The 23,766-nt window shown below is 68.6% G+C and carries 25 protein-coding genes and 1 riboswitch; of the genes, 17 read left to right on the forward strand and 8 right to left on the reverse strand.

Going from position 1 to position 23,766, the window contains the following annotated elements; genetic code table 11:
- The first annotated feature begins 57 nt into the window (after positions 1 to 57).
- The 6 genes from AC07OH_RS24880 (at position 58) to AC07OH_RS24905 (ending at position 5,516) form a co-directional block, all read left to right on the forward strand.
- The gene (locus AC07OH_RS24880) at positions 58 to 480 is read left to right on the forward strand and encodes a ribonuclease P protein component (protein ID WP_489060452.1); all 423 of its coding nucleotides are present in this window, start codon (positions 58 to 60) and stop codon (positions 478 to 480) included.
- A complete protein-coding gene (gene yidD, locus AC07OH_RS24885) occupies positions 477 to 764 on the forward strand; it encodes a membrane protein insertion efficiency factor YidD (protein ID WP_099794243.1) in 288 nt (95 codons plus the stop codon). The genes AC07OH_RS24880 and yidD overlap by 4 nt, the downstream gene beginning before the upstream one ends.
- The gene (gene yidC, locus AC07OH_RS24890) at positions 761 to 2,443 is read left to right on the forward strand and encodes a membrane protein insertase YidC (RefSeq protein WP_492681967.1); all 1,683 of its coding nucleotides are present in this window, start codon (positions 761 to 763) and stop codon (positions 2,441 to 2,443) included. Before yidD ends, yidC begins: the two co-directional genes overlap by 4 nt.
- A gap of 74 nt (positions 2,444 to 2,517) precedes the next feature.
- On the forward strand, positions 2,518 to 3,930 hold the full coding sequence (gene mnmE, locus AC07OH_RS24895; protein WP_447748546.1) for a tRNA uridine-5-carboxymethylaminomethyl(34) synthesis GTPase MnmE: 1,413 nt from the start codon (positions 2,518 to 2,520) through the stop codon (positions 3,928 to 3,930).
- Between the two features lie 101 nt (positions 3,931 to 4,031).
- Positions 4,032 to 4,493 carry a Crp/Fnr family transcriptional regulator gene (locus AC07OH_RS24900; protein WP_495302493.1) on the forward strand — a complete coding sequence of 154 codons (462 nt, stop codon included), beginning with the start codon at positions 4,032 to 4,034 and terminating at the stop codon, positions 4,491 to 4,493.
- An 84-nt stretch (positions 4,494 to 4,577) separates the two neighbouring features.
- The gene (locus AC07OH_RS24905; RefSeq protein ID WP_495302494.1) at positions 4,578 to 5,516 is read left to right on the forward strand and encodes a zinc ribbon domain-containing protein; all 939 of its coding nucleotides are present in this window, start codon (positions 4,578 to 4,580) and stop codon (positions 5,514 to 5,516) included.
- A gap of 22 nt (positions 5,517 to 5,538) precedes the next feature.
- Here AC07OH_RS24905 and AC07OH_RS24910 read toward each other — a convergent pair whose 3' ends face one another.
- Positions 5,539 to 7,524: a monovalent cation:proton antiporter family protein gene (locus AC07OH_RS24910; protein WP_495302495.1), complete on the reverse strand. Its 1,986-nt coding sequence runs from the start codon at positions 7,522 to 7,524 to the stop codon at positions 5,539 to 5,541.
- Between the two features lie 86 nt (positions 7,525 to 7,610).
- On the opposite strand from AC07OH_RS24910, the gene AC07OH_RS24915 reads away from it, so the two are divergent.
- Genes AC07OH_RS24915 through AC07OH_RS24930 form a run of 4 tightly spaced genes read left to right on the forward strand, consistent with a single transcriptional unit; the run spans position 7,611 to position 10,637 of the window.
- Positions 7,611 to 8,612, forward strand: a complete 1,002-nt coding sequence (locus AC07OH_RS24915) for a KpsF/GutQ family sugar-phosphate isomerase (RefSeq protein WP_495302496.1) — start codon at positions 7,611 to 7,613, stop codon at positions 8,610 to 8,612.
- Complete coding sequence (locus AC07OH_RS24920) at positions 8,612 to 9,160, forward strand: KdsC family phosphatase (protein WP_062473615.1); 549 nt, start codon at positions 8,612 to 8,614, stop codon at positions 9,158 to 9,160. Before AC07OH_RS24915 ends, AC07OH_RS24920 begins: the two co-directional genes overlap by 1 nt.
- Positions 9,157 to 9,807, forward strand: a complete 651-nt coding sequence (gene lptC / locus AC07OH_RS24925; protein WP_180288610.1) for an LPS export ABC transporter periplasmic protein LptC — start codon at positions 9,157 to 9,159, stop codon at positions 9,805 to 9,807. The genes AC07OH_RS24920 and lptC overlap by 4 nt, the downstream gene beginning before the upstream one ends.
- A gap of 44 nt (positions 9,808 to 9,851) precedes the next feature.
- Entirely contained in the window at positions 9,852 to 10,637 is a 786-nt protein-coding gene (locus AC07OH_RS24930) for an SDR family oxidoreductase (RefSeq protein ID WP_495302497.1), read from the forward strand.
- Positions 10,638 to 10,730: 93 nt separating this feature from the next.
- Here the strand turns inward: AC07OH_RS24930 and rbp are convergent, their stop codons facing one another.
- The gene (gene rbp / locus AC07OH_RS24935) at positions 10,731 to 11,267 is read right to left on the reverse strand and encodes an RNA-binding regulator (protein WP_495302498.1); all 537 of its coding nucleotides are present in this window, start codon (positions 11,265 to 11,267) and stop codon (positions 10,731 to 10,733) included.
- Between the two features lie 254 nt (positions 11,268 to 11,521).
- Positions 11,522 to 11,713: riboswitch (yybP-ykoY riboswitch) on the forward strand.
- A gap of 9 nt (positions 11,714 to 11,722) precedes the next feature.
- On the opposite strand from rbp, the gene AC07OH_RS24940 reads away from it, so the two are divergent.
- From AC07OH_RS24940 to AC07OH_RS24955, 4 genes are all read left to right on the forward strand, one after another.
- Positions 11,723 to 12,286 carry a TMEM165/GDT1 family protein gene (locus tag AC07OH_RS24940; RefSeq protein WP_495302499.1) on the forward strand — a complete coding sequence of 188 codons (564 nt, stop codon included), beginning with the start codon at positions 11,723 to 11,725 and terminating at the stop codon, positions 12,284 to 12,286.
- Between the two features lie 222 nt (positions 12,287 to 12,508).
- Entirely contained in the window at positions 12,509 to 13,669 is a 1,161-nt protein-coding gene (gene metX / locus AC07OH_RS24945) for a homoserine O-succinyltransferase MetX (RefSeq protein ID WP_489060463.1), read from the forward strand.
- Positions 13,666 to 14,253: a methionine biosynthesis protein MetW gene (gene metW / locus AC07OH_RS24950; RefSeq protein WP_062473606.1), complete on the forward strand. Its 588-nt coding sequence runs from the start codon at positions 13,666 to 13,668 to the stop codon at positions 14,251 to 14,253. The genes metX and metW overlap by 4 nt, the downstream gene beginning before the upstream one ends.
- Positions 14,254 to 14,290: 37 nt before the next feature.
- Positions 14,291 to 14,878 (forward strand): IMPACT family protein, encoded by a 588-nt coding sequence (locus AC07OH_RS24955; RefSeq protein ID WP_099794232.1) that lies wholly within the window; start codon positions 14,291 to 14,293, stop codon positions 14,876 to 14,878.
- Here the strand turns inward: AC07OH_RS24955 and AC07OH_RS24960 are convergent.
- Positions 14,823 to 15,755 carry an ion transporter gene (locus AC07OH_RS24960; protein WP_495302500.1) on the reverse strand — a complete coding sequence of 311 codons (933 nt, stop codon included), beginning with the start codon at positions 15,753 to 15,755 and terminating at the stop codon, positions 14,823 to 14,825. The genes AC07OH_RS24955 and AC07OH_RS24960 overlap by 56 nt on opposite strands.
- Positions 15,756 to 15,868: 113 nt before the next feature.
- On the opposite strand from AC07OH_RS24960, the gene AC07OH_RS24965 reads away from it, so the two are divergent.
- Complete coding sequence (locus tag AC07OH_RS24965; protein ID WP_099794230.1) at positions 15,869 to 16,372, forward strand: bactofilin family protein; 504 nt, start codon at positions 15,869 to 15,871, stop codon at positions 16,370 to 16,372.
- Between the two features lie 21 nt (positions 16,373 to 16,393).
- Here the strand turns inward: AC07OH_RS24965 and AC07OH_RS24970 are convergent, their stop codons facing one another.
- Positions 16,394 to 17,173, reverse strand: a complete 780-nt coding sequence (locus AC07OH_RS24970; RefSeq protein ID WP_495302501.1) for a DUF72 domain-containing protein — start codon at positions 17,171 to 17,173, stop codon at positions 16,394 to 16,396.
- 92 nt (positions 17,174 to 17,265) lie between these two features.
- On the opposite strand from AC07OH_RS24970, the gene AC07OH_RS24975 reads away from it, so the two are divergent.
- Entirely contained in the window at positions 17,266 to 18,777 is a 1,512-nt protein-coding gene (locus tag AC07OH_RS24975) for a M20 family metallopeptidase (RefSeq protein WP_495302502.1), read from the forward strand.
- Positions 18,774 to 19,649, forward strand: coding sequence for an alpha/beta hydrolase (locus tag AC07OH_RS24980; RefSeq protein ID WP_495302503.1), 876 nt, complete (start codon positions 18,774 to 18,776; stop codon positions 19,647 to 19,649). Before AC07OH_RS24975 ends, AC07OH_RS24980 begins: the two co-directional genes overlap by 4 nt.
- 3 nt (positions 19,650 to 19,652) lie before the next feature.
- Here AC07OH_RS24980 and AC07OH_RS24985 read toward each other — a convergent pair whose 3' ends face one another.
- From AC07OH_RS24985 to AC07OH_RS25000, 4 genes are all read right to left on the reverse strand, one after another.
- Positions 19,653 to 20,831: an MFS transporter gene (locus tag AC07OH_RS24985; RefSeq protein WP_495302504.1), complete on the reverse strand. Its 1,179-nt coding sequence runs from the start codon at positions 20,829 to 20,831 to the stop codon at positions 19,653 to 19,655.
- Positions 20,832 to 20,936: 105 nt separating this feature from the next.
- A complete protein-coding gene (locus AC07OH_RS24990) occupies positions 20,937 to 21,401 on the reverse strand; it encodes a YidB family protein (RefSeq protein ID WP_070063350.1) in 465 nt (154 codons plus the stop codon).
- Positions 21,402 to 21,501: 100 nt separating this feature from the next.
- On the reverse strand, positions 21,502 to 22,857 hold the full coding sequence (locus AC07OH_RS24995; protein ID WP_495302505.1) for a M20/M25/M40 family metallo-hydrolase: 1,356 nt from the start codon (positions 22,855 to 22,857) through the stop codon (positions 21,502 to 21,504).
- A gap of 103 nt (positions 22,858 to 22,960) precedes the next feature.
- Complete coding sequence (locus tag AC07OH_RS25000; protein WP_495302506.1) at positions 22,961 to 23,692, reverse strand: 16S rRNA (uracil(1498)-N(3))-methyltransferase; 732 nt, start codon at positions 23,690 to 23,692, stop codon at positions 22,961 to 22,963.
- Positions 23,693 to 23,766 lie beyond the last annotated feature (74 nt).

The raw sequence follows: 23,766 nt of genomic DNA on the forward strand, positions 1-23,766 counted from the left end.
GCTCTTGCAGCCCCAGCGCCTGGCCCCGCCAGCAGCGACGTACGCGGCCCGGCTTCCATGCAGCGGCTCAAGACCCGCGCGCAATTCCAGGCCGTCCTCGCAGGTGCCACCGTGGCGCGCACTGCCCATTTCGCATTGCACCGCTGTGCGCTCGATGCTTCCGCGTCGGGCGCTGCTTCGCTGTTTCCGTCCGATGAGGTCTGGCTGGGTGCCATGGTGCCCAAGCGCTGGGCACGCCGCGCGGTGACGCGCAACGCCATCAAGCGCCAGATCTACACCGTGAGCGCCGCGCCTGGCGTTGCTTTGCCGCGTGCCGCGCACGTGGTGCGTCTGCGCGCCGGTTTCGATCGCAAGGTATTCGTGAGCGCCTCCTCGGACCAGCTCAAGGCCGCCGTGCGCGCCGAGCTCCAGCAACTGCTGGCGCGCGCCGGCCGCCCGCCGGCACCGGCCGGCCCCTCCCCTGCACGCGCTCCGGCATGAAACGCCTGCTGATCGGCCTCGTGAAGGCCTACCGTCTGCTGCTGAGCCCCTGGCTCGGCCAGTCGTGCCGCTTCACGCCGACCTGCTCCGTGTATTCGATCGAGGCGCTGGAAGTGCACGGCGCGCTCAAGGGCAGCTACCTGACTCTGCACCGCATCGCGCGCTGCCAGCCCTGGTGCCAGGGCGGCCACGATCCGGTTCCACCGAAATCACAGCGTCGCACTGAGCGGTCAGGCTCGCTGTTTTCGTCTCTTCTCTCCTCCGACAAGAAGTCTTCGTCATGAACGATATCCGCCGCACGATCCTGTGGGTGATTTTTGGTTTCTCGCTCGTGCTGCTGTGGGACCAATGGCAGGTCTTCAACGGCAACAAGCCGACTTTCCTGCCGTCGACCAAGCCCGCCGTCACGGCACCGGCTGCCGGTACTGCCACGAACAACGGCGTGCCGACCGCGGCTGCCGCAGCCGGCGGCACCGCAGGTGCCGTGCCCACGCAGGCGGCCCCGGCCGCGCCGCGCGAGCAGGTCGTGGTGACCACCGACCTGTTCAAGGCGACGATCGACAGCGAAGGCGCCACGGTCAACCACCTCGAACTGCTCAAGTACGACGAAGCCGACCGCACCAAGCGCGTCGTGCTGTTCGAGAACGGTTCGCCCGCCACGCGCTATGTGGCGCAGACCGGCCTGCTGAACCCCGTCGCCGGCGAAGCCTTCCCCAACCACCTGACGGCCATGACGCCGAAGGCCGGTCCGCGCGCGATGGCCGACGGCCAGAACACGCTCGAGGTGAGCTTCGAAAGCGCCCCCGTTGGCGGCCTGAAGTACATCAAGACCTACGTGTTCAAGCGTGACGACTACGTCATCGGCGTGCGCCACGAAGTGGTCAACGTGAGCGACCAGCCGCGCGACGCGCAGCTGTACATGCAGCTGCTGCGCCACGGCACCGTGGCTGCCGGCACCATGTTCGGTACCAACACCTTCACCGGCCCGGCCGCGTACACCAACGAGAAGAAGTTCCACAAGCTCGACTTCAAGGACATCGCCAAGGGCAAGATCGAGCCGCCGCCGCCGGCCAACGACGGCTGGATCGCGATGGTGCAGCATTACTTTGCGTCGGCCTGGCTGCTCAAGGGCGACCCGGCCAGCGAGCAGCTGCGCCGCGAATTCCGCGTGAAGGACCTGGGCGACAACCTCTTCACCGTGGCCATGGTCGCCACGCTGCCGAAGATCGCCCCGGGCGCCACGCAGGTCGTGAACAGCGCGCTGTTCGCCGGCCCCGAAGAAGAAAAGAAGCTCGAAGCCATCGCCCCCGGCCTGGACCTGGTGAAGGACTACGGCATCTTCGCGATCATCTCCAAGCCGCTGTACTGGCTGCTCACGCAGCTGCACGGCATCCTGGGCAACTGGGGCTGGTCGATCGTCGCGCTCGTGGTGCTGCTGAAGGCGGCCTTCTACTGGCTCAACGCCAAGGCGTACGCCAGCATGGCCAAGATGAAGGCCATCAACCCCAAGATCATGGAAATGCGCGAGCGGCTGAAGGACAAGCCGCAGGAAATGCAGCAAGAGATGATGCGGATCTACAAGACCGAAAAGGTCAATCCGATGGGCGGCTGCTTCCCCATCGTGATCCAGATTCCGGTGTTCATTGCGCTGTACTGGGTGCTGCTGTCGTCGGTTGAAATGCGCCACGCCCCGTGGATCGGCTGGATCACCGACCTGTCGGCACCCGATCCCTGGTACATCCTGCCGATCGTGATGACGGCCACGTCGCTGTTCCAGACCTGGCTCAACCCGACGCCGCCCGATCCGATGCAGGCCAAGCTGATGTGGATCATGCCGCTCGCGTTCAGCGTGATGTTCATCTTCTTCCCGGCCGGCCTGGTGCTGTACTGGATCACGAACAACGTGCTGTCGATCGCGCAGCAGTGGTTCATCAACAAGCGACTGGGCGTGCTGGGCAAGTAAGCCAGCCGGCCTCCGCCACCCGCAAAGGGCCGCATCCGCGGCCCTTTGCTTTTTGCTGAAAGAATCGCGCTGTCATGACCCTCGCCCGCACCACCGATCCCATCGTCGCCATCGCCACCGCCCCGGGGCGCGGGGCGGTCGGCATCGTTCGCGTGTCGGGCGCCCGGCTGGCGCCGCTGGTCCAGGCGCTGTGCGCCCGCGCCCTCAAGCCGCGCGAAGCCACCTACCTGCCCTTTCGCGATGCGCAGGGCGAGCCGGTCGACCACGGCCTGGCGATCCACTTCCCGACGCCGCATTCCTACACCGGCGAAGACGTGCTCGAGCTGCAGGCGCATGGCGGCCCGGTCGTGCTGCAGCTGCTGCTGTCGCGCTGCCTCGAGGCCGCGGCCGAAATCGATCCGGCCACCGGCCGCCCGCGCCTGCCGGGCCTGCGCGTGGCCGAGCCGGGCGAGTTCAGCCAGCGCGCCTTTCTCAACGGCAAGATCGACCTGGCGCAGGCCGAGGCCATCGCCGACCTGATCGACGCCAGCACCGAGGCGGCCGCGCGCAGTGCCGGGCGCTCGCTGTCGGGCGCCTTCTCGCGCGAGATCCACACGCTGCGCGATGCGCTGATCCACCTGCGCATGCTGGTCGAGGCCACGCTCGACTTCCCCGAGGAAGAGATCGACTTCCTCCAGAAAGCCGACGCGACCGGCCAGCTGCAGCGGCTGCAGGCGCAACTGGCCGCCGTGCAACAGCGCGCCAAACAGGGCGCGTTGCTGCGCGAAGGCATCAAGGTGGTGATCGCGGGCCAGCCCAATGCGGGCAAGAGCTCGCTGCTCAATGCGCTGGCCGGCGCCGAGCTGGCCATCGTGAGCGCCATCGCGGGCACCACGCGCGACGTGGTCTCGCAGACCATCCAGATCCACGGCGTGCCGCTGCATGTGGCTGACACCGCCGGCCTGCGTGACAGCACGGACGAGGTTGAGCAGATCGGCGTGGCGCGTGCCTGGGGGCAGATCGAAAGCGCCGATGCCGTGCTGTTCCTGCACGACCTCACGCGCGCCGGCCAGCCCGACTACGCGGCCGCGGATGCCGAGATCCTGGCCGGCCTGCGGCGCAAGCTGCCGGCGAGCGTGCCGGTGCTCGATGTGTGGAACAAGCAGGACGCGGCGGCTTCGGCCGCGCCGCCCTCCGAAGGCATCGCGTTGTCGGCCAAGACCGGCGCGGGGATCGAGGCGCTGCGCGACCAGTTGCTGGCGATGGCCGGCTGGCAGGCCGTGCCCGAAGGCGTCTACCTGGCACGCGCGCGCCACGTGCAGGCGCTGGCCCGTGTCGAGACGCACCTCGCGCTGGCGGCAGCCCACTTGGCGGCTCAGGCCCAGCTGCTCGACCTGCTGGCCGAGGAGCTGCGGCTGGCGCAGAACGCGCTCAACGAGATCACCGGCGAGTTCGGCGCGGACGACCTGCTGGGTGTCATCTTTTCGCGCTTCTGTATCGGGAAATAGCGACACATGCCTGCGCTTTGCCGGTGAAAGCGTAAACAGTTGTAGCCGAACCTCGGGGCCTTCGCGGATACTTCGGATCACTTGCGGGGGTCGAGAAAAACATGTCCATCCAGAACCTGAGCCGCGCCATCGCGGAGAACCTGAGCGCCGATGCGTTCGCGCTGACCTTGAGCGTCGCGCAGTGGGACACGCTCGCGGGTTATCTGCAGCCCATCGAAACCAGCATCGGCGACGTGCTGATCTCCCAAGGCACGCACGACCGCTCGGTGTTCTTCATCGAAAGCGGCGCCATCAGCGTGCACCGCGTCGGCAGCAAGGAGCAGATGCGCCTGGCCGTGCTGTCGCCGGGCTCGGTGGTGGGCGAAGGCTCGTTCTTTTCGCGCGAGCCGCATGCGGCGAACGTGGTGGTCACCGGCGCGGGGCGCGTGTGGCGCCTCACCGCCGTGCGGTTTTCCGAGATGTCGAACCGCCAGCCCAACATGGCGCTGGACATCGCGATGGCACTCGGCGCCGTGATCGCCAAGCGCATGGCGCACCGGTCCAAGCGGGTGGCCGTCACCTGAGCCTTCCAGCTCGCCGCGCGCTGCCAGCCGCCGCAACAACAAGAACAAGTCTTCGTTTCCGATCCTGAGAATTGCTGGTGAGCCATGGCCTTGATCTGCCCGGTCTGTGACGCGGACAACCGCGACGGTGCCAATTTCTGCAGAAGCTGCGGTGGCCGGCTGTCGGCCGCCGACCGCGTGCCGCCGCCGGCGCCCAGTCCTGCCGACCGCGAATGGGCCACCACCGCGCCCGCCCAGTTGCGCGCGCCGACCATTCCTGCGCCGCTGTTCGACCCTGCCGAGTCGAAGCGCGCGTCGTCGCCTGCGTCCAACGGCTGGATGCCCGAGCCGCCACCCCCACCGCCGCCGGCGGATGAACGAACCGTGATCGTGGCGCCGGGGCGCGCAGGCGCGGCGTCGTCCTTGCCTCCGTCCCCGCGGGCCGACCGGCCCAAGACGCGGATCAAGGTCAAGCGCATCAAGCCGCCCGAGCCGGTGCTGCGTCCCCGCGGCATCGGGTTGTGGCTGGGGCTGCTCGCAGTCGCGCTGCTGCTGGTGGTCGCAGGCTGGCTGGGCTACGGGACCGGCAGCAAGGCGCCCGAGCCGGCCGTGGCACCGCCTCCTGTCGCAGCGCCGGCTCCCGCCGCGACGCCGGCGGCAGTCGAACCACCGCCCCTCGCGACCGAGCCTGCACCGCCCGTGGCCGAACCACCGCCCGCAGAAGCGGTCGCCGAGCCCGCGGAAACCGCACCCAAGCCGACGCCCGTCGCGAAGCCGCGCAAGCCGGTGACGCCTGCAGCGCCAGCGCCCCAGGCCCCAGCCGCCGCGGCGCCTGTGGCTGCCGCGCCTGCCCCTGTGCCCGCGACGCCGTCCCCACCGGCCGACCCGCAGGCCCAATGCGGCGACCGCAACTTCATCGCCAAGGCGCAATGCATGGCGGCCCAGTGCACGAAGCCCGAATACAAGTCGCACGCGCAGTGCGAAGCGGTGCGCCGTCAGCAGCGCATCGACGAAGAAAAGCGCAACCCGTCGCTCTTGAACTGAGCGCGCGCCCGCGCCGGCCGCCTCAGCCCTTCTGCAGCCGCTCGACGGCAATCGCCAGCGCGGCGGGCTTGCCCGACAGCACCAGCGTGTCGCCGTCCGACAGCAGCGTGTCGTCGTCCGGCACGCGCGCCTGGCCGTCCTGGCGGCGCAGGTTGGCCACGCGCACGCCCAGCGTCGGCAGCGCCATCCGGCCCAGCGTCTGGCCGATGGCGCGTGCGCCCGGCGTGAGCGTGAAGCTGTTCAGGCGCTCGTGATCGATCTCGTCGGCGTTGTCGTCGTCGGCGCCGTGGAAGTAGCCGCGCAGCAGGTTGTAGCGTGCGTCGCGCTGGTCCTGCACCACGCGGATCACGCGCCGCATCGGCACGCCGACCAGCGCCAGCGCATGGCTGGCGAGCATCAGCGACCCCTCGATGGCCTCGGGCACCACCTCGGTCGCGCCGGCGGCCTGCAGCTTCTCGAGGTCGTGGTCGTCCTGGGTGCGCACGATCACCGGCACGTGCGCCGCGTGGGCGCGGGTGTTGGCCAGCACCTTCATCGCGCCCCCCACGTCCAGGTAGGTGACGACCACCGCGCTGGCGCGCGCCAGGCCCGCCGCCATCAGCGCCTGCAGCCGCGCCGCGTCGCCGAACACCACCGAATCGCCGGCCGCAGCGGCCTGGCGCACGCGGTCGGGGTCGAGGTCGAGCGCCATGTAGGGAATGCCTTCGCGCTCCAGGATGCGCGCCAGGTTCTGGCCGCAGCGCCCGTAGCCGCAGATGATCACGTGCTGCGCGGTGTTGATGGTCTTGCGCGCGATGCTCGTCATCTGCAGCGACTGCTGCAGCCAGTCGCTGGCCACCAGCTTGCGCACGATGGCGTTGCTGTACATGATGATGAAGGGCGTGGCCAGCATCGACAGCACCATCGACGCCAGCACCGGGTTGGCCAGCCACGGCGGCAGCAGGTTGCGGTCCTGCGCGAGCGCCAGCAGCACGAAGCCGAACTCGCCGGCCTGCGCCAGGTACAGGCCGGTGCGCAGCGACACGCCCGAAGTGGCGCCCAGCACCCGCGCCAGCACCGTCACCAGCCCCAGCTTGAACAGCAGCGGCACCAGCAGCAGCACGGCCACCAGCAGCCAGCGCTCGACCACGATGTGCCAATCGAGCGACATGCCGACGGTGATGAAGAACAGCCCCAGCAGCACGTCGTGGAAGGGGCGGATGTCGGTCTCGACCTGGTGCTTGTATTCGGTCTCCGACACCAGCATGCCGGCGATGAAGGCGCCCAGCGCCAGGCTCAGGCCGGCCAGCTCGGTGAGCCAGGCCAGGCCCAACGTGATCAGCAGCACGTTCAGGATGAACAGCTCCTCGCTGCGGCGCCGCGCCACCAGCGTGAGCCACCAGCGCATGATGCGCGGCCCGCCGTACAGCAGCACGCCGATGAGGAAGGTGGCCTTCACCAGCGCGAAGCCCAGCGCCTTGGCCAGCGCCTCGGGCGGCGCGCCCAGGGCGGGAATCAGCACCAGCAGCGGCACCACGGCCAGATCCTGGAACAGCAGCACGCCCATCACGCGCTTGCCGTGTTCGCTCTCCAGCTCGAGCCGCTCGGCCATCAGCTTGACCACGATGGCGGTGCTGCTCATGGTGAGCGCACTCGACAGCGCCAGCGTGGTCTGCCACCCCAGCTGCCAGGCCGGCGGCAGCTGCGTGGCGATCAGCAGCGCGCCGGCGGTGGCCAGCGCCATGGTCAGCAGCACCTGCGCCATGCCCAGCCCGAACACGTGCTTGCGCATGGCGCGCAGCTTGGGCAGGCTGAACTCGAGCCCGATCACGAACATCAGGAACACCACGCCGAATTCGCCCAGGTGGCGGATGCCTTCGGAGTTCTGCGCCAGTGCCAGCGCATGCGGGCCGATGAGCACGCCGGCCGTCAGGTAGCCGAGCATCGGCGGCAGCTTCAGCGACCGGCAGGCCACCACGCCGATCACCGCGGCCAACAGATACAACAGCGTGAGATCGAACGAAGACATAGGCGCCGATGCTAGAGCAATGTCCGTGCCCCGGGCTTCCCCGGGCCATGTGATCGCCGACCGCGCCCGCCTCGTAAAATCCGGCGATGAGCTCCCGCCCCGCCCCGACCCACGTGGTCGACCCCGACGCCATCCTGGCCCGGGCACGCGTCACATTCGACATCGAAGCCGAAGCCGTCCTCGGCCTGAAGGCCCGCGTCGGTCCGAGTTTCGTCGAGGCCGTGCGCAAGATCCTTGAAGTGCGTGGCCGCGTGGTCGTGATGGGCATGGGCAAGAGCGGCCATGTCGGCCGCAAGATCGCCGCCACCCTCGCCTCCACCGGCACGCCCGCGATGTTCGTGCACCCGGCCGAGGCCAGCCACGGCGACCTGGGCATGATCAAGTCGGTCGACCTCGTGCTGGCCATCTCCAACAGCGGCGAGGTCGACGAACTCACCGTGCTGCTGCCGGTGGTCAAGCGCCAGGGCGTGCCCCTGATCGCCATGACCGGCCGCCCCGACTCCACGCTGGCGCGCCATGCCGACATCGTGATCGATGCCGGCGTCGCCAAGGAAGCCTGCCCGCTGAACCTCGCGCCCACCGCGAGCACCACCGCCCAGATCGCCATGGGCGACGCGCTGGCCGTGGCCCTGCTCGACGCGCGCGGCTTCGGCTCCGAGGATTTCGCGCGCTCGCACCCCGGCGGCGCGCTGGGCCGCAAGCTGCTCACGCACGTGAGCGACGTCATGCGCTCGGGCGACGAAGTGCCGTGCGTGCCGCCGACGGCCACCGTCAGCGAGCTGATGCGCGCGATGAGCATCAAGGGCTTCGGCGCCGCCGCGGTGGTCGAGCCCGACGGCCGGGCGCTGGGCATCTTCACCGACGGCGACCTGCGCCGCCTGATCGAGGCCGGCGCCGACCTGCGCACGCCCAAGGCGGCCGACATCATGCACCGCGACCCGCGCACCATCCGCGTCGACGCGCTGGCGGTAGAGGCGGCCGAACTCATGGAGCAATGCGGCATCACCCGCCTGTTCGTGATCGACGGCGCGGGGGTGATCGTCGGCGCGGTGAACACCAACGACCTGATGCGCGCGAAGGTCATCTGATGCCGCTTGATTTCCAGGCCGAGACCCTGCTGGCCGCGCAAGATGTGCGCATCGTCTTCTTCGATATCGACGGCGTGCTGACCGACGGCGGCGTGTACTTCACCGAGCACGGCGAGACGCTCAAGCGCTTCAGCATCCTCGACGGCTACGGCCTCAAGCTGCTGCGCAAGGCCGGCATCACGCCGGCCGTGATCACCGGGCGCGACTCCAAGCCGCTGCGCGTGCGGCTCGAGGCGCTGGGCATCGAGCACGTGCGCTACGGCACCGAGGACAAGCTGCCCGCCGCCGAGGCCATGCTGAAGCAGCTCGGCTTCACCTGGGCGCAGGCCGCCGCCATCGGCGACGACTGGCCCGACCTGCCGGTGCTGACCCGCGTCGGCTTCGCCGCGGCGCCTGCCAACGCGCACGCCGAGGTGCGCGCCGTGGCGCGCTACGTCACCACCGCGCGTGGCGGCGAAGGCGCGGCGCGCGAATTCTGCGACCTGCTGTTGACGGCCTGCGGCCAGTACCGCCCGCTGCTCGACGCTGCCTTGGGCCCCCGACCATGAGCCCGCAGCTGCGACGCGCCTGGAACCTCACGCGCGATGTGCTCGACCGCACCACCATCTACCTGCCGATCATCCTGATGGCGGGCGTGGCGCTGGGCACCTACTGGCTGGTGCGCAATGCGCCCAAGCTGCTGGAGCCCACCGCCAAGGCGGCGCCCACGCACGAGCCCGACTACTTCATGCGGGACTTCGTCATCAAGAACTTCCTGCCCAACGGCGACCTGCGCAGCGAGCTGCACGGCACCGAGGGACGGCACTACCCGGACACCGACACCATCGAGGTCGACCAGGTGCGCATGCGCTCCGTGTCGCCCGAGGGGCTGGTCACGCGCTCGTCGGCGAACCGGGGCCTGTCGAATTCCGACGGCAGCGAGATCCAGTTGTTCGGCAATGCGATCGTGATCCGCGAACCCACGGTCAGCGCGAGTGGCAAGGCCACGCCGCGGCTGGAGTTCCGCGGCGAGTTCCTGCACGCGTTCCTCGACACCGAGAAGGTGCAGTCGAACAAGCCGGTCACGCTCATCCGCGGCAGCGACCAGTTCACGGGCGATACGCTCGACTACGACAACCTGAGCGGCGTGGCCAACCTCACGGGCCGCGTGCGCGGTGTGCTGGTGCCGTCGGCCGCGGCGGGCAAGCCGCGCTGAGCGGCCACACAATAAGAAAACAGTTCCCGGGAGACGACCGACACATGACCACCGCCGCACCGCTCGTCTTCATCACCGGCGCTTCCAGCGGCATCGGCCAGGCCCTGGCTGCGTCTTTCTACGACGCAGGCTACCGGCTGGCACTGGTTGCGCGGCGCACGGGCGAGATCGACACCTGGGCGACGGGCCGTCAGCTGGACGCGGGCCGCTACCAGGTCTACGGCGCCGACGTGGCCGACACCGACAGCATCGTGGCCGCCGGCGCCGACTGCGTGGCGCGTCAGGGCGTGCCCGACGTGGTGATCGCCAACGCCGGCATCAGCATCGGCATCGACACGGCCGAGCGTTCGGACCTCGACGTGCTGGCGCGCACCTTCGCCGTCAACAACGTCGGGCTGGCCGCCACCTTCCATCCCTTCGTGCAGGCCATGGTGAAGCGCGGCAGCGGGCGGCTCGTGGGCATCGGCAGCGTGGCCGCCATCCGCGGGCTGCCGGGGCACGGCGCCTACTGCGCGAGCAAGGCCGGCGTGGTGGCGTACTGCGAGAGCCTGCGCGGGGAGCTGCGCACCAGCGGGGTGAAGGTCGTCACGCTCTGCCCGGGCTACATCGACACGCCGCTGACCCAGGGCAACCGCTACGGCATGCCCTTTCTCATGCAGCCCGAAGACTTTGCGGCCCAGGCGCTGCGCGCCATCGAGGCCGGCACGAGCTACCGCGTGATTCCGTGGCAGATGGGCGTGGTCGCCAAGGTCATGCGCCTGCTGCCCAATGCCGTGCTCGACCGCGCGGTGCAGGGGCGGGCGCGCAAGAAGCGCAGCGGCGAAGCCTGAACGCCACGGCACGTACGCAGGCAAAGAAAAAGGCTCCCGAGGGAGCCTTTTCTGTGTGTGTGCCGCGGGGGCACGCGAAGAGGTGAACAGGGTTCAGTAACCACCGTTGCCGCCGCCGCCGTAGCCGCCGCCACCGCCGCTGCGACCACCGCCGCCACCGCCACGGGGACCTGCGCCGTAGGGGCTGCGGAAACCGCCATCGCCACCACCGCCGCCGCCACCCGAACGACCACCACCGCCGCCGTAGCCGCCGCCACCGCCGGAACGGCCACCGCCGCCACCACCGTAGCCGCCACCACCGCCGCCGTAGCCACCGCCACCACCGCCGCCATAACCACCGCCGCCGTAGCCGCCACCGCCGCCACTGCGGGGGGGACGTGCTTCCATGGGACGTGCCTCGTTGACGACCACGCTGCGACCACCCAGGGGCTGGCCGTTCATGCCGTTGATGGCGGCCTGTGCTTCCGCGTCACTGCCCATCTCGACGAAGCCGAAGCCCTTCGAGCGACCCGTGTCGCGCTCCATCATGACCTTGGCGCTGGTCACTGCGCCGAACTGGCCAAAGGCCTGTTCGAGATCACCGTCGCGCACCGAGTAAGGCAGGTTGCCGACGTAGAGTTTGTTGCCCATCAAGGGACTCCTATAAACACATCAAGAAAAGCGATGGAGTCCCGAAAGCATCACTCAAACGAGAGCCGCCGAGCCGCGCGAAACTGACCGATCACCGAATTGCTCCCGCCCAAAATCAAGAGGGAGGCTCGTGCATTATGGGTGAAATATCAAAAAAGCAAGCAGGAATTTGCGTCTTGAGGTAGCACCTTTTGAAAGCAATAGAAGTTAGCGCACGCCTACCTATTTGAGCCGAGGGAATTGACGATGCGGCTACAATTGGCGGGTCATTGGGGAGTAGCCGCCTTCCGCATACGAGAAGGGCCCGCGTCAACAGACTTGTCCTTGCCCCACGAGGACATGGCGCGTGCAGTGAACACACCTGGCGAGACCTTTGACCGCACAACTTCGGGAATATGGCCGAAGGTGTTGTGCGGTCAATTGCGTCCTTCGGCCCAAGGAACCCCACATCCATCATGGAAGCTTTTCTCGTTGCAACGGGCGTGGTTGCGCTCGCCGAAATGGGCGACAAGACCCAACTCCTGGCCCTTTTGCTGGCCGCGCGCTTCAGGAAACCCTGGCCGATCGTGTTCGGCATCTTCGTCGCCACGGTCATCAACCACGCGCTGGCCGGCGCAGTCGGCAACTACATCACGCGCTGGCTCGGCCCCGAGGTGCTGCGCTGGATCCTGGGCGGCTCGTTCATCGCCATGGCCGTCTGGATGCTGATTCCTGACAAGCTCGATGAAGACGACGCCCCCGGCGTCTCGAAGTTCGGCGTCTTCGGCACCACCGTGATCGCCTTCTTCCTGGCCGAGATGGGCGACAAGACCCAGATCGCCACCGTCATGCTGGCCGCCCGCTTCACGCAGGACTACGCCTGGGTCGTCGTCGGCACCACGCTGGGCATGATGCTGGCCAATGCACCGGTCGTGTGGCTGGGCGACAAGATCGTGCGGCGCGTGCCGATCAAGCTGGTGCACGGCATCTCGGCGGCGATCTTCCTGGTGCTGGGCGTCATCATGATCATTGGCTGGTAAGAAAAGAAGGAAGAATCCCTTCCAGAAACACCGCGGAACCGGCTTTGCCGGGCCGCAGGTGTTGCCCCCGAAGGGGGTTGGCGAAGCGACACGAAGTGCGCGCAGCCTGGGGGATATACTAGAACTGCGCCGATTTGCTTCAGCTTGCGGGCGCTTTATAAATTCTGCTAAAGACGGCTGCCGAACCCGGCTCGTTTTTGGCGAGGCCGGGTTTTTTCATTCATGTCGTCGTCGTCACCTTTGGTCGTCACCCCGCAGTCGATGCAGTTCGCAGGCCCGCTGGCCCTGCGCAGCGGCGCTTCGATCAGCGGCTACACGCTCGCCTACGAAACCTACGGCACCCTCAACGCCGAGCGCAGCAATGCGGTGCTGGTGTGCCATGCGCTCAACGCCTCGCACCACGTCGCGGGCGTGTACGAGGGCCAGGCCCGCTCCGAGGGCTGGTGGGACAACATGGTGGGCCCGGGCAAGCCGCTGGACACCGACCGTTTCTTCGTGATCGGCGTCAACAACCTCGGCTCCTGCTTCGGCTCGACCGGTCCGATGCACGTGAACCCCGCCAACGGCCGTGTCTACGGCGCCGACTTTCCGGTGGTCACGGTCGAAGACTGGGTCGACGCCCAGGCCGCGCTGCTCGATGCGCTCGGCATCCAGACGCTCGCGGCCGTGATGGGCGGCAGCCTCGGCGGCATGCAGGCGCTGTCGTGGACGCTGCAGTACCCCGATCGCGTGCGGCACGCCGTGGTGGTGGCCAGCGCGCCCAACCTCACGGCCGAGAACATCGCCTTCAACGAGGTGGCGCGCCGCGCCATCGTGACCGACCCCGACTTCCACGGTGGCCACTTCTACGAATACGGCGTGATCCCCAAGCGCGGCCTGCGCATCGCCCGCATGATCGGCCACATCACCTACCTGAGCGACGACGTGATGAACGCCAAGTTCGGGCGCATCCTGCGCAGTGCTGTCGAAGGCGAGGTGGCGGGGCTCGACTACCGCTATTCCACGCAGGACGTCGAATTCCAGATCGAAAGCTACCTGCGCTACCAGGGCGACAAGTTCAGCGAGTACTTCGACGCCAACACCTACCTGCTGATCACCCGCGCGCTCGACTACTTCGACCCCGCGCGCCACCACGGCGGCCAGCTCAGCACGGCGCTCGCGCAGGCCACGGCCAAGTTCCTGCTCGTGAGCTTCAAGACCGACTGGCGCTTCTCGCCCGCGCGCAGCCGCGAGATCGTGAAGGCGCTGCTCGACAACCGCCGCAACGTGAGCTACGCCGAGATCGACGCGCCGCACGGCCACGACGCCTTCCTGCTCGACGACGTGCGCTACATGGGCGTGGTGCGCTCGTACTTCGAACGCGTCGCCAAGGAATTCCAATGAGCGACCTTGCACACCAACGACTGATCGCCGAGCTCGTGCCGAAGGGCTCGCGCGTGCTCGACCTGGGCTGCGGCGACGGCGCCCTGCTCGACCTGCTGCAGCGCGAGCGCGGCTGCACCGGCTACGGCGTGGAGATCGCCGACGGCAACGTGCTGCAGTGCATCCGCCGCGGCGTCGACGTGATCCAGCTCAACCTCGACGAAGGCCTGGCGATGTTCGACGACGCCACCTTCGACGTCGTGCTGCAGATCGACACGCTGCAGCATCTGCGCAATGCCGAGGTCATGCTGCGCGAGACCGCGCGCGTGGGCCGCTTCGGCATCGTGGCCTTTCCCAATTTCGCGCACTGGCCCAACCGCCTGAGCGTGGCGCGCGGGCGCATGCCCGTGACGCGTCGCCTGCCCTACCAGTGGTACGACACGCCCAACATCCGCGTCGGTACCTACAAGGACTTCGAGGTGCTGGCCGGCAAGAACAACCTGCGCGTGCTCGACGCCTTCGGCCTGCAGAACGGCCGCGACGTGCGCTGGCTGCCCAACGCGCGCGCCAGCACGGCGGTGTTCAAGTTCGAGCGGGGCGGCTGAGCACGCCGCCCTCGCACCGCACGGACATCGGGTCGGAATGAGCTTCACGCTCGCGCAGCCGGTTCACAGCGAACTGCTCATCAAGAAAAGCCGCTTCATCGGCTGCGTGCAACCGGTGCCCGACCGCGCGGCCGCGCTGGCGGTGGTGGCCTCGCTGCGCGCCGAACACCCTGGCGCCGCACACGTGTGCTGGGCCTTGATGGCCGGCGGCCAGTCGGCGGCGAACGACGACGGCGAGCCCGGCGGCACGGCCGGACGCCCGATGTTGGAGGTGCTGCGCCACCAGCAGGTGGAAGGCGCGCTCGCCACGGTGGTGCGCTACTTCGGCGGCGTGAAGCTCGGCGCTGGCGGCCTCGTGCGCGCCTACACCGACGCCGTCGCGCAGGCCCTGCTCGGCGCCACGCTGGTGCCGCTCGTGCGACAGCGCCAGCTGCAGTGCGCCGTGCCCTATGCGCTCGAGGGGCTGGTGCGGCGCGAGCTGGCCGCCATCGGCGCGGTGCTCGAAGACGTGCAGCACGGCGACGATGTGCGCTTTGCCTTCGCGCTGCCCGCGCCCGAGGCCGATGCCTTCATCGCGCGCCTCGACGATGCTGCGCAAGGGCGCGTCGTCTGGCCGACGGCGTGAGCCGCTTCGCCGGCGCCTTGCCTGGCGTCGGCTCTGTTGCCAGGGCAAGCACGCCGCGCGATGCGAGCGCGATCGGCTCCGCCAGGTCGTCGTCGACACCGCGCCGCGTCATCTCGGCCGTCACGATGCCGGTGGGCACGGCCAGCACGCCCCAGCCCAGCAGCATCATCACCGAGGCGATCGCGCGGCCCAGGTCGGTCTTGGGCACGAGGTCGCCGAAGCCGACCGTGGCCATGGTCGAGATCGCCCAGTAGATCGCCACCGGAATGCTGGTGAAGCCGTGCGTCGGGCCCTCGACCACGTACATCAGCGTGCCCATCACCAGCACCACGAGCATCACGAAGCCCACGAACACCGTGATCTTGCGACGGCTGGACGCCACCGCCTGCACCAGCGCGCGGTACTCCACCGAATAGCGCGAGAGCTTGAAGATGCGGAACACGCGCAACAACCGCAGGATGCGCACGTCGATCAGGTAGGCCAGCTCGGGCGCGAAGGCCACGAGAAAGGTCGGCAGCAGCGCGAGCAGGTCGATCACGCCGTAGAAGCTCAATGCGTAGCGCAGCGGCTTGTTCACGCAGCACAGCCGCGCGATGTACTCCAGCGTGAAGAGAATCGTGAACACCCATTCGAGGGCATTGAACAGTGGGCGCCACTGGTCGCGGATCGACTGCACGCTGTCCAGGATGACGACCAGCACGCTCATCACGATCACCGCGATCAGCGTCAGGTCGAACCACAGGCCGGCCGGCGTGTCGGCCTCGAAGATCACGGTGAACAGCTTGCGGCGCCAACCACTCGCCGGCTTGTCGAACCGCGAGTCGGTGGCAGCGGGCGTGGACAGGGCTTCGATGTTCGGGCGGATCAGGCGGGTCATGCGGGCATTGTCAGGGGGCCAGGCGACTTATTCAGTTACGCTTCTTGCGCAATGAAGTGCCGCATGCCGCGGGCGTCTTCTTACGATAGTCCCCTTTCTTGAGGAGCTCCCCTTTGGCCACACAGTCCCCCTTTTTCGGCAAGCGCGATCGTGACACCGACTCGCTGACGTCCCGTCCCGCACCGCTGGTTGGTTCGGGCACCAATCTCTCGGGCACTCCCGTCAATCCCTCCTCGTTGACCGCGCAGGCCGGCCTGGCCCCGGTGGCCGCCGCTCCCGCCGTCAAGGAAGGCGGCAGCAAGCTCACCGTCGGCCCGAACATCAAGCTCAAGGGCGTCGAGATCACCGATTGCGACACGCTCGTGGTCGAAGGTCTGGTCGAAGCGACCATGGACTCGCGCCTGATGCAGATCGCCGAACAGGGCGAGTTCAAGGGCTCGGCCGAAATCGACATCGCCGAGATCCGCGGCGTGTTCGACGGCAACCTCACCGTGCGCGAAAAGCTCGTCATCCACTCGACCGGCAAGGTGACCGGCAAGATCCGCTACGGCAAGATCGTGATCGAAGAAGGCGGCCAGCTGTCGGGCGAAATCAGCTTCGGCGCCAAGGCGTCGTAAGCCAGCCCATGCCGGCCGCCCTCAGGCGGCTGGCGGCTTCCATCCCAGGCGCTCCAGCAAGGCACCGGCCGCGGCCGGTGCCTTTTCTTTGGCGCCGTTGATGAAGTACACGAACACGTCGCGCGCCTTCGGTGCAGCGGCCCAGCCCTGCGCGCGCTCGGCCCAGGTGTCGAGCGCCTTCGGCCCGTAGCCGGTCTTGAGCTTGGCGTCGGCCATCATGAGCCGCGCATAGGCGACGTCGCCTTCGGGCTCCTCGAAGGACGGAAACTTGTCGGCGTCGGTGAACACGGTCGACACCTTGTGCTTCTTCGCGAGCGCCTTGTAGGCGGGCGTGATGAAGCTCTCGTGGCGCACGTCCATCACGTGGCGCAGCACGCGGCTGCCCTCCTTCTTGGGCAGCAATTCCAGAAATGCCTCGAAGTCGTCCGCATCGAACTGCTTGGTCGGCATGAACTGCCAGACGATCGGCCCGAGCTTGTCGCCCAGCTCGGCCACGCCGCTGTCGATGAAGCGCTGGATCGACTCGCCCGCAGTCGCCAGCACCTTGCGGTTGGTGGTGAAGCGCGAGGCCTTCATCGAGAACACGAAGTCGTCCGGCGCGTCGTCGTGCCACTTGCGGAAGGTCTCGGGCTTGAAGGTGCTGTAGTAGGTGCCGTTGATCTCGATGGCGCTGACCTGCCGGCTGGCGTAGTTCAACTCCTTCGCGTGAGCGAGGCCCTTGGGGTAGAAGTTGTCGCGCCAGGGCTCGAAGGTCCAGCCGCCTATCCCTGCCTTGATCCGCGTCGATGTTGCCTTGCTCACATTGCGCTCCGGGTTTTGAGATCGCCCGCACTCTACGCGCGCTCGCCGCGAGGCGCAAAATGCGTTTTTTCGTCCCCGCGGAGAACCCCCCGATGAACGCCCCCCTGCACCGTGAAATGCCCGCCGGCACGCTCGACGCGACGCGCGCCCTCTCTGACGTCACCGCCCAATGGGACGGCGACATCGTCAAGCAACTCACCGACTACATCGCCATCCCCGCCAAGTCGCCCGGCTTCGACAAGGACTGGTCGGCCAACGGCTACCTGGAGACCGTGCTGCGCAATGCCGCGGCCTGGGTCGAGGCGCAGAAGGTCGAGGGCCTGAAGCTGGAAATCGTGCGCCTCGAGGGCCGCACGCCGGTGCTGTTCTTCGAAGTGCCGGCCACCGGCACCAACATGGCCGAGACCGTGCTGATGTACGGCCACCTCGACAAGCAACCCGAATTCACCGGCTGGCGCAACGACCTCGGCCCGTGGACGCCCAAGTACGAGAACGGCCTGCTCTACGGCCGCGGCGGCGCTGACGACGGCTACGCCGTGTACGCCAGCGTGGCCGCGCTGCAGGCGCTCAAGGCCCAGGGCGTGGCGCACCCGCGCATCGTCGGCCTCATCGAGACCTGCGAGGAAAGCGGCTCCTACGACCTGCTGCCCTACGTCGACGCGCTGCGTCCGCGCCTGGGCGAGGTCGAGCTGGTGATCTGCCTGGATTCGGGTGCCGGCAACTACGACCAGCTGTGGCTCACGACCTCGCTGCGCGGCATGGCCAGCGGCACGCTCAAGGTCGAGGTGCTGACCGAAGGCATCCACTCGGGCGACGCCTCGGGCCTGGTGCCCTCGAGCTTCCGCATCATGCGGCAGGTGCTCGACCGCCTCGAAGACAGCGCCACCGGTCGCCTGCTGCCCGCGAGCTTCCATTGCGAAGTGCCGGCCGACCGGCTGGCGCAGGCCAAGGCCACCGCGGCCATCCTCGGCGACGAGGTCTACAAGCGCTTCCCGTGGGCGCACTACGACTGCGGCGGCTCGACCATGTTCGCGCTGCCGACCACCACCGACCCGGTCGAGGCGCTGCTCAACCGCACCTGGAAGCCCACGCTGTCGGTCACCGGCGCCGAAGGCTTTCCGGCCCTGAAGGACGCGGGCAACGTGCTGCGCCCCTACACCGCCTTCAAGCTCTCGCTGCGCCTGCCGCCGCTCGTCGACGCGGCGGAGACGGTGCAAAAGCTCAAGGCCCTGCTCGAAGACAACGCGCCCTACCAGGCGCGCGTCACCTTCGAAAGCGGCGGCGGCGCCACCGGCTGGAACGCCCCCACCATCACGCCGTGGTTCGAGGACGCGCTCAACAAGGCTTCGCGTGCGCACTTCGGCGCGTCGTGCGGCTACATCGGCCAGGGCGGCACGATCCCGCTGATGAACATGCTGAGCGCCGGCTTCCCGACGGCGCAGATGATGGTCTGCGGCGTGCTGGGCCCGAAGAGCAACGCGCACGGCCCCAACGAGTTCCTGCACGTGCCCTACGCCAAGAAGCTGACGGCCGCCGTGGCCGAGGTCATCGCCGCCCTGCCCGCCGCGCACCGCGCTGCGGCCACGGAGCCGGCGGCCGCTTGAGCGACGCGCTGCCCCTGCCGCATCGGGTGTCGCTGTCCACGCCGGATGGCGAGACGCTGGCGCTGCGGCGGCTGCCCGCCGCGGGCACGCCCCGCGCCGTCGTGGTCGTGGTGCACGGGCTGGGCGAGCACGCGGGGCGCTATCACGGCCTCGCCAAGCAGCTGCATGCCTGGGGCTTCGCGGTCTGGGCGCACGACCACCACGGGCACGGCGAGTCCACCGGTGCGCGCGGCGGCCTGCCCAGCGAGCTGCGGCTGGTCGACGACCTGGCCCTGGTGATCGACGACGCGCGCCGCGAGAACCCCGGCGTGCCGCTGGTGCTGCTCGGCCACAGCCTGGGCGGCCTGGTCGCCGCGAGCCTGGTGGCGCGCGGCGTGCGGCCGGTCGATGCGCTGGTGCTGTCGTCGCCGGGGCTCGACCCGGGGCTGAACGGGTTCCAGAAGATGCTGCTGGCCGTGCTGCCGCGCATCGCGCCCAACCTGCGCGTGGGCAACGGGCTCGACGACAAGTACCTCTCGCACGACCCGGTGGTGGTGCAGGCCTACCGCGACGATCCGCTCACGCACGACCGCGTCGGCAGCCGGCTGGCGCGCTTTCTCGCCTACGAAGGCGCCACGGTGCAGCAGCACGCGGCGCACTGGCCGGTGCCCACGCTGTTGATCTACGCAGGCGACGACCGGCTCGTGCGGCCGGCGGCCAGCCGTGCCTTCGCGGCCGCCGCGGCGCCCAGCGGCAACGTCGAGGCGAAGTGCTTCGACGCGCTGTACCACGAGCTCTTCAACGAGCTCGATGCGGAGCCCGTGTTCGACACGCTGCAGCGCTGGCTCGACCGGCGCTTTCCGGCGACAGCTGTCCCCGCGCGCGTGGCCTGAGGCTCAGGCCTTGGCCACCGGCGCGCGCCGGCGTTGCGTCTGCGCGAGCCAAAGCAGCGCGGCGCCGGTCAGCGCCACCGGCACCAGCGAGCCGTAGTTCAACAGCTGCCAGCCCTGTGTGGTCACCAGCACGCCCGAGGCGAACGAGGTCAGCGCCAGCGTCGCGAACACGCAGAAGTTGAGCGCGCCCTGGGCGCGGTCGCGCTCCTCGGCCGTGTAGGCCGTGAGCGAGAGCGTCGTGCTGCCGGTGAACAGGAAATTCCAGCCCACGCCCAGCAGGAACAGCGCCACCAGGAAGTGGTGCAGCGCCACGCCCGACAGTGCCACCACGATGCAGCCGAGGTTCAGCGCCAGCCCCGCCCCCATCACCGGCAGCGTGCCGAAGCGGCGGATCAGGTGGCCGGTGAAGAAGCCCGGCGCGAACATGCCGATCACGTGCCATTCGAGCACCAGCGCCGCATCGGAAAACGGCAGGCTGCAGATCTGCATCGCGATGGGCGTGGCAGCCATCAGCAGGTTCATCACGCCGTAGCTCAGGGCGCCCGCGGCGGCGGACACGATGAACACGGGCTGGCGCATGATCTCGCCCAGCGACCGGCCGCCGGCCGCTTCCTTGCGGGTCGGTGACGGCGGGAATTCGATGAAGCGCATCACCGCCATCGAGAGCAGCGCCACCGCCGCCAGCGCGATGTAGGCGCCGGCGAACGGCACAGAGAGGGCGTCGCGCGTGAAGGTCGCCAGGTTCGGCCCCGCCACCGCGCCGATCAGGCCGCCGGCCATCACCATCGACACGGCCTTCTCGCGCCAGGCCGGCAGTGCCAGTTCGGCTGCCGCGAAACGGTAGAGCCCGGCGTTGGCGTTGTAGTAGCCCGCGACCACGGTCGCGAAGCACAGCAGCCAGAAGTTCTTCGAGGACGCCGCGTAGGCGCACAGCAGCGCCGAGCCGACCGCCACCGCCAGCCCGATCTGGAACGAACCGCGGCGCCCGAAGCGCTGCTGCGTGCGCGCCACCAGCCCGGTGCTCAACGCGCCGCCCACCACATAGCCCATCACGGGCAGCGTGGCCATCCAGCCCTGCGGCGCGATGCCCAGGCCGACGAGACCGTTGATGGCGATGAAGGTGACGTTGTTGGTCAGGAGCAGGCCCTGGCAGATGGCCAGGAGCCACAGATTGCGATTCATGGGGCGCGGTTCTACGCGATTGGGCGACGAAGGCAAGGCGCCGGCCAAAAAAAAGCGCCCTCGCGGGCGCCGGAATTCTGAGAATGAAATTCGCCGGGTGGCAGGTCAGGTCGGCTTGTTGCCTTGCAGCAGGCCGCTGAGCGAGCCCAGCAGGTCTTCATGGTTGCCGAGGCCTTGCTCGGGCACCTTGCCCTGCGGCGTGAGCTGGTTGATGAGGGCCGGCAGCATGGTGGCCAGCATCGGCAGCAGCATTTGTGCGTTGATGCCGAGTTTGGAAGCGATGGCAGCGATCGTGTCGCCGCCCAGCGCGTTCTGCAGCTGATCGCCCGACACCGGCTTGTTTTCACCGTTGCCGATCCACGAGCCGATCACGTCGCCCATGCCTGCCTGCTCGAATTTCGAGACCATGCCGCCGAGGCCGCCTTGCCCGCCGTTATTGGCAAGCAGGCCGCCCAGGGCGCCGGCGAGGCTTCCGAGATCTCCCAATCCCCCGAGGCCACCGCCTTGCGGTTGCTGCTGTTGTGCAGCGCCTCCAAGCACCTGACCGAGTACCGAATCGAGCAAACCCATGACCATTCCTTGTTGTGTGACAGAAACGCTCACATTTTCCAATGTGGCGACCCGCTCGCCGGAAGTGGCGCGGCCACTTTCGAACTGGCAACGTGACAAATTACTTGCTGCGTGCTGCGCGTTTCGGCAGGAGCGCGGGGCTGACGCCCTGCACACCGACCAGGCCGAGCACGGTGACGAGCGAATTCTGCGCGCCTTTCCATGCATCTGTCACGTCAATCGACTCGGCCAGCGAGTGAAATCCGCCCGACTTGCCGCCGCCACCGATGATGATGGCCGGGATGCCCAGCGAAATGGGAACGTTCGCATCCGTGCTGCCGCCGCGCAGCAGCGTCTTGTGGCCAAAAGCACTGTTGGCGCGCGTGGCGGCTTCGACGATCACCGAGTCGGGCGGCGTGCGGCCACCCGGGCGGTCGCCGATGAGCTTGGTGCTCACGCTCAGGCTGCTCACGTTCCAGCGCTTGTTCTCTTCCGCCACGGCCTCGTCGAGGGTCGCGAGGATCTTCTTCTCGGTCTCGAGCAGCGAGGCCATGTCGTCCGAGCGGATGTCGATGGCCATGCGCGCGTCGGGCGCGATGGTGTTCACCGAGGTGCCGCCGCCCACGGTGCCGACCGTGAAGGTGGTCTTGGGGAAGCTGGGCGTGCGCACCTCGGCGATCTTGGCGATGGCGCGGCCCATGCCGTGGATCGCGCTGGGCACCTGGCCGAAAGCGCCGAAGCTGTGGCCGCCCGGGCCCTTGAACGTCACTTCGTAGCGGTGGCTCGCGGTGCCGAGCACCAGCACGTGGCCGTCGGGCGAGGGCTCGAGGCCGACCATGCCGTCGATGTCGAGGTGGTCGCGGAAGATGGCCTTCATGCCGCGCAGGTTGCCCAGCTCTTCTTCGCCGACGTTGGCGACGATCATCAGGTCGCCCACGGTCTGGATCTTGTTGTCGTTGAGCACCTTGAGCCACGACAGCAGCACCGACAGGCCGCGCGTGTCGTCGCCGATGCCGGGCGCGAAGAGCTTGCCGTCGCGCTCCTTCACCTTGACGTCGGTGCCGGCGGGAAAGACCGTATCGAGGTGCGCCGAGATCAGCAGCTTGGGGCCGTGGCCCGTGCCCTTGCGCAGGCCGATCACGTTGCCTTCGGCGTCGATCTTCGCGTCGGGCAGGCCGAGCGCCTTCAGCCGTGCCAGGAAGGCTTCGGCACGCTTCTGTTCCTTGAAGGGCGGCGCCTCGATCTCGGTCAGCGTCTTCAGTTCTTCGACCGTGCGTTCGTGGTCGGCCTTGACCGATTCCAGCAGCTTGCGGATCGCGGGCGACGCCATAAGCTGGGTGTAGGCCTGGTCGACCGCGGGGCTGACCTGCGCCGGCGTGGGCGCGACGGCCTGGCTCTGGGCGTGGACGACGGGCATTGCGCACAGCGCGGCCAGAACGAGGGGGGCGAGACGAAACGCGCGGGATGAACGAGGCATGAGGGAGCGGTCCTTCCGGGAGGCGGATTGAACAAGGAAAAGGAAGCGGCCATTGTTCCGCAGGCGCTTGGTTCGCGCCTCGCGGAAAACCCCCCGCAACGGCTCAGGCGCCGATGAGCGACACCAGCGCCGCGAGCGCTGCTGTTTCTGCGCGCAGCACCCGCGCGCCGAGCGTGGCCGGTGCAAAGCCGCGCGCGATGGCGTCCTGCTCCTCGGTGGCGCTGAGGCCGCCTTCGGGGCCGCTCAGCACGAGCGCGGATTGTGTGGTCGGGGTGTTCGCAGCCACGGCGGCGACGGCGCGCGTGCCGTCGGCCAGGCTCAGCACCAGACGCGTCGCTGAAGCGTCGGAGGCGGCAGCAGCGCCGAGCCAGCCCGCGAAGGACTGCACCGGATGGACCACCGGCACGCGGTTGCGACCGCACTGCTCACAGGCCGCGACGGCGATGGCTTCCCAGTGCGCCCGTTTCTTCTCGGCGCGCTCGCCCGACAGGCGCAACACGCCGTGCGCCGTGGCCAGCGGCTGGATGCTGGTCACGCCGAGTTCGGTGGCCTTTTCGACCAGCCAGTCCATGCGCTCGTTGGCCGGCATGCCGACAGCCAGATGCACGGCGCGGGCCGCTTCGCGCTCCACCGGCGTGTGGGCACCGACCGCCACGGCGACCTCGCTGCGGCCCATGCGCTCGACCGTCGCGCTGTACTCGCCGCCTGCGCCGTCGAACAGGGTGAGGCTGTCGCCGGGCTGCATGCGCAGCACCTGCACATGGCGCGCGGCGCCCGGCGGCAGCGCCAGGCTGGCGCCGGCGGTCAGCGGCACGGAGCAGTGAAAACGGGGCATGCTATGAAATCAGGAGCTCACGACGCCCGTGGTGCGGGCGCTACAGCGGTTTTCTTTTTCGGCTTTTTTCAGTT

Source organism: Variovorax sp. GW821-FHT10C12 (assembly GCF_059415405.1).

Bases quoted from the DNA above. Each gene is read 5' to 3' on its own strand.
- AC07OH_RS24880 (WP_489060452.1), top strand. From the start codon at position 58: ATGCAGCGGCTCAAGACCCGCGCGCAATTCCAGGCCGTCCTCGCAGGT.
- yidD (WP_099794243.1), top strand. From the start codon at position 477: ATGAAACGCCTGCTGATCGGCCTCGTGAAGGCCTACCGTCTGCTGCTG.
- yidC (WP_492681967.1), top strand. From the start codon at position 761: ATGAACGATATCCGCCGCACGATCCTGTGGGTGATTTTTGGTTTCTCG.
- mnmE (WP_447748546.1), top strand. From the start codon at position 2,518: ATGACCCTCGCCCGCACCACCGATCCCATCGTCGCCATCGCCACCGCC.
- AC07OH_RS24900 (WP_495302493.1), top strand. From the start codon at position 4,032: ATGTCCATCCAGAACCTGAGCCGCGCCATCGCGGAGAACCTGAGCGCC.
- AC07OH_RS24905 (WP_495302494.1), top strand. From the start codon at position 4,578: ATGGCCTTGATCTGCCCGGTCTGTGACGCGGACAACCGCGACGGTGCC.
- AC07OH_RS24910 (WP_495302495.1), bottom strand. From the start codon at position 7,524: ATGTCTTCGTTCGATCTCACGCTGTTGTATCTGTTGGCCGCGGTGATC.
- AC07OH_RS24915 (WP_495302496.1), top strand. From the start codon at position 7,611: ATGAGCTCCCGCCCCGCCCCGACCCACGTGGTCGACCCCGACGCCATC.
- AC07OH_RS24920 (WP_062473615.1), top strand. From the start codon at position 8,612: ATGCCGCTTGATTTCCAGGCCGAGACCCTGCTGGCCGCGCAAGATGTG.
- lptC (WP_180288610.1), top strand. From the start codon at position 9,157: ATGAGCCCGCAGCTGCGACGCGCCTGGAACCTCACGCGCGATGTGCTC.
- AC07OH_RS24930 (WP_495302497.1), top strand. From the start codon at position 9,852: ATGACCACCGCCGCACCGCTCGTCTTCATCACCGGCGCTTCCAGCGGC.
- rbp (WP_495302498.1), bottom strand. From the start codon at position 11,267: ATGGGCAACAAACTCTACGTCGGCAACCTGCCTTACTCGGTGCGCGAC.
- AC07OH_RS24940 (WP_495302499.1), top strand. From the start codon at position 11,723: ATGGAAGCTTTTCTCGTTGCAACGGGCGTGGTTGCGCTCGCCGAAATG.
- metX (WP_489060463.1), top strand. From the start codon at position 12,509: ATGTCGTCGTCGTCACCTTTGGTCGTCACCCCGCAGTCGATGCAGTTC.
- metW (WP_062473606.1), top strand. From the start codon at position 13,666: ATGAGCGACCTTGCACACCAACGACTGATCGCCGAGCTCGTGCCGAAG.
- AC07OH_RS24955 (WP_099794232.1), top strand. From the start codon at position 14,291: ATGAGCTTCACGCTCGCGCAGCCGGTTCACAGCGAACTGCTCATCAAG.
- AC07OH_RS24960 (WP_495302500.1), bottom strand. From the start codon at position 15,755: ATGACCCGCCTGATCCGCCCGAACATCGAAGCCCTGTCCACGCCCGCT.
- AC07OH_RS24975 (WP_495302502.1), top strand. From the start codon at position 17,266: ATGAACGCCCCCCTGCACCGTGAAATGCCCGCCGGCACGCTCGACGCG.
- AC07OH_RS24985 (WP_495302504.1), bottom strand. From the start codon at position 20,831: ATGAATCGCAATCTGTGGCTCCTGGCCATCTGCCAGGGCCTGCTCCTG.
- AC07OH_RS24990 (WP_070063350.1), bottom strand. From the start codon at position 21,401: ATGGGTTTGCTCGATTCGGTACTCGGTCAGGTGCTTGGAGGCGCTGCA.
- AC07OH_RS24995 (WP_495302505.1), bottom strand. From the start codon at position 22,857: ATGCCTCGTTCATCCCGCGCGTTTCGTCTCGCCCCCCTCGTTCTGGCC.
- AC07OH_RS25000 (WP_495302506.1), bottom strand. From the start codon at position 23,692: ATGCCCCGTTTTCACTGCTCCGTGCCGCTGACCGCCGGCGCCAGCCTG.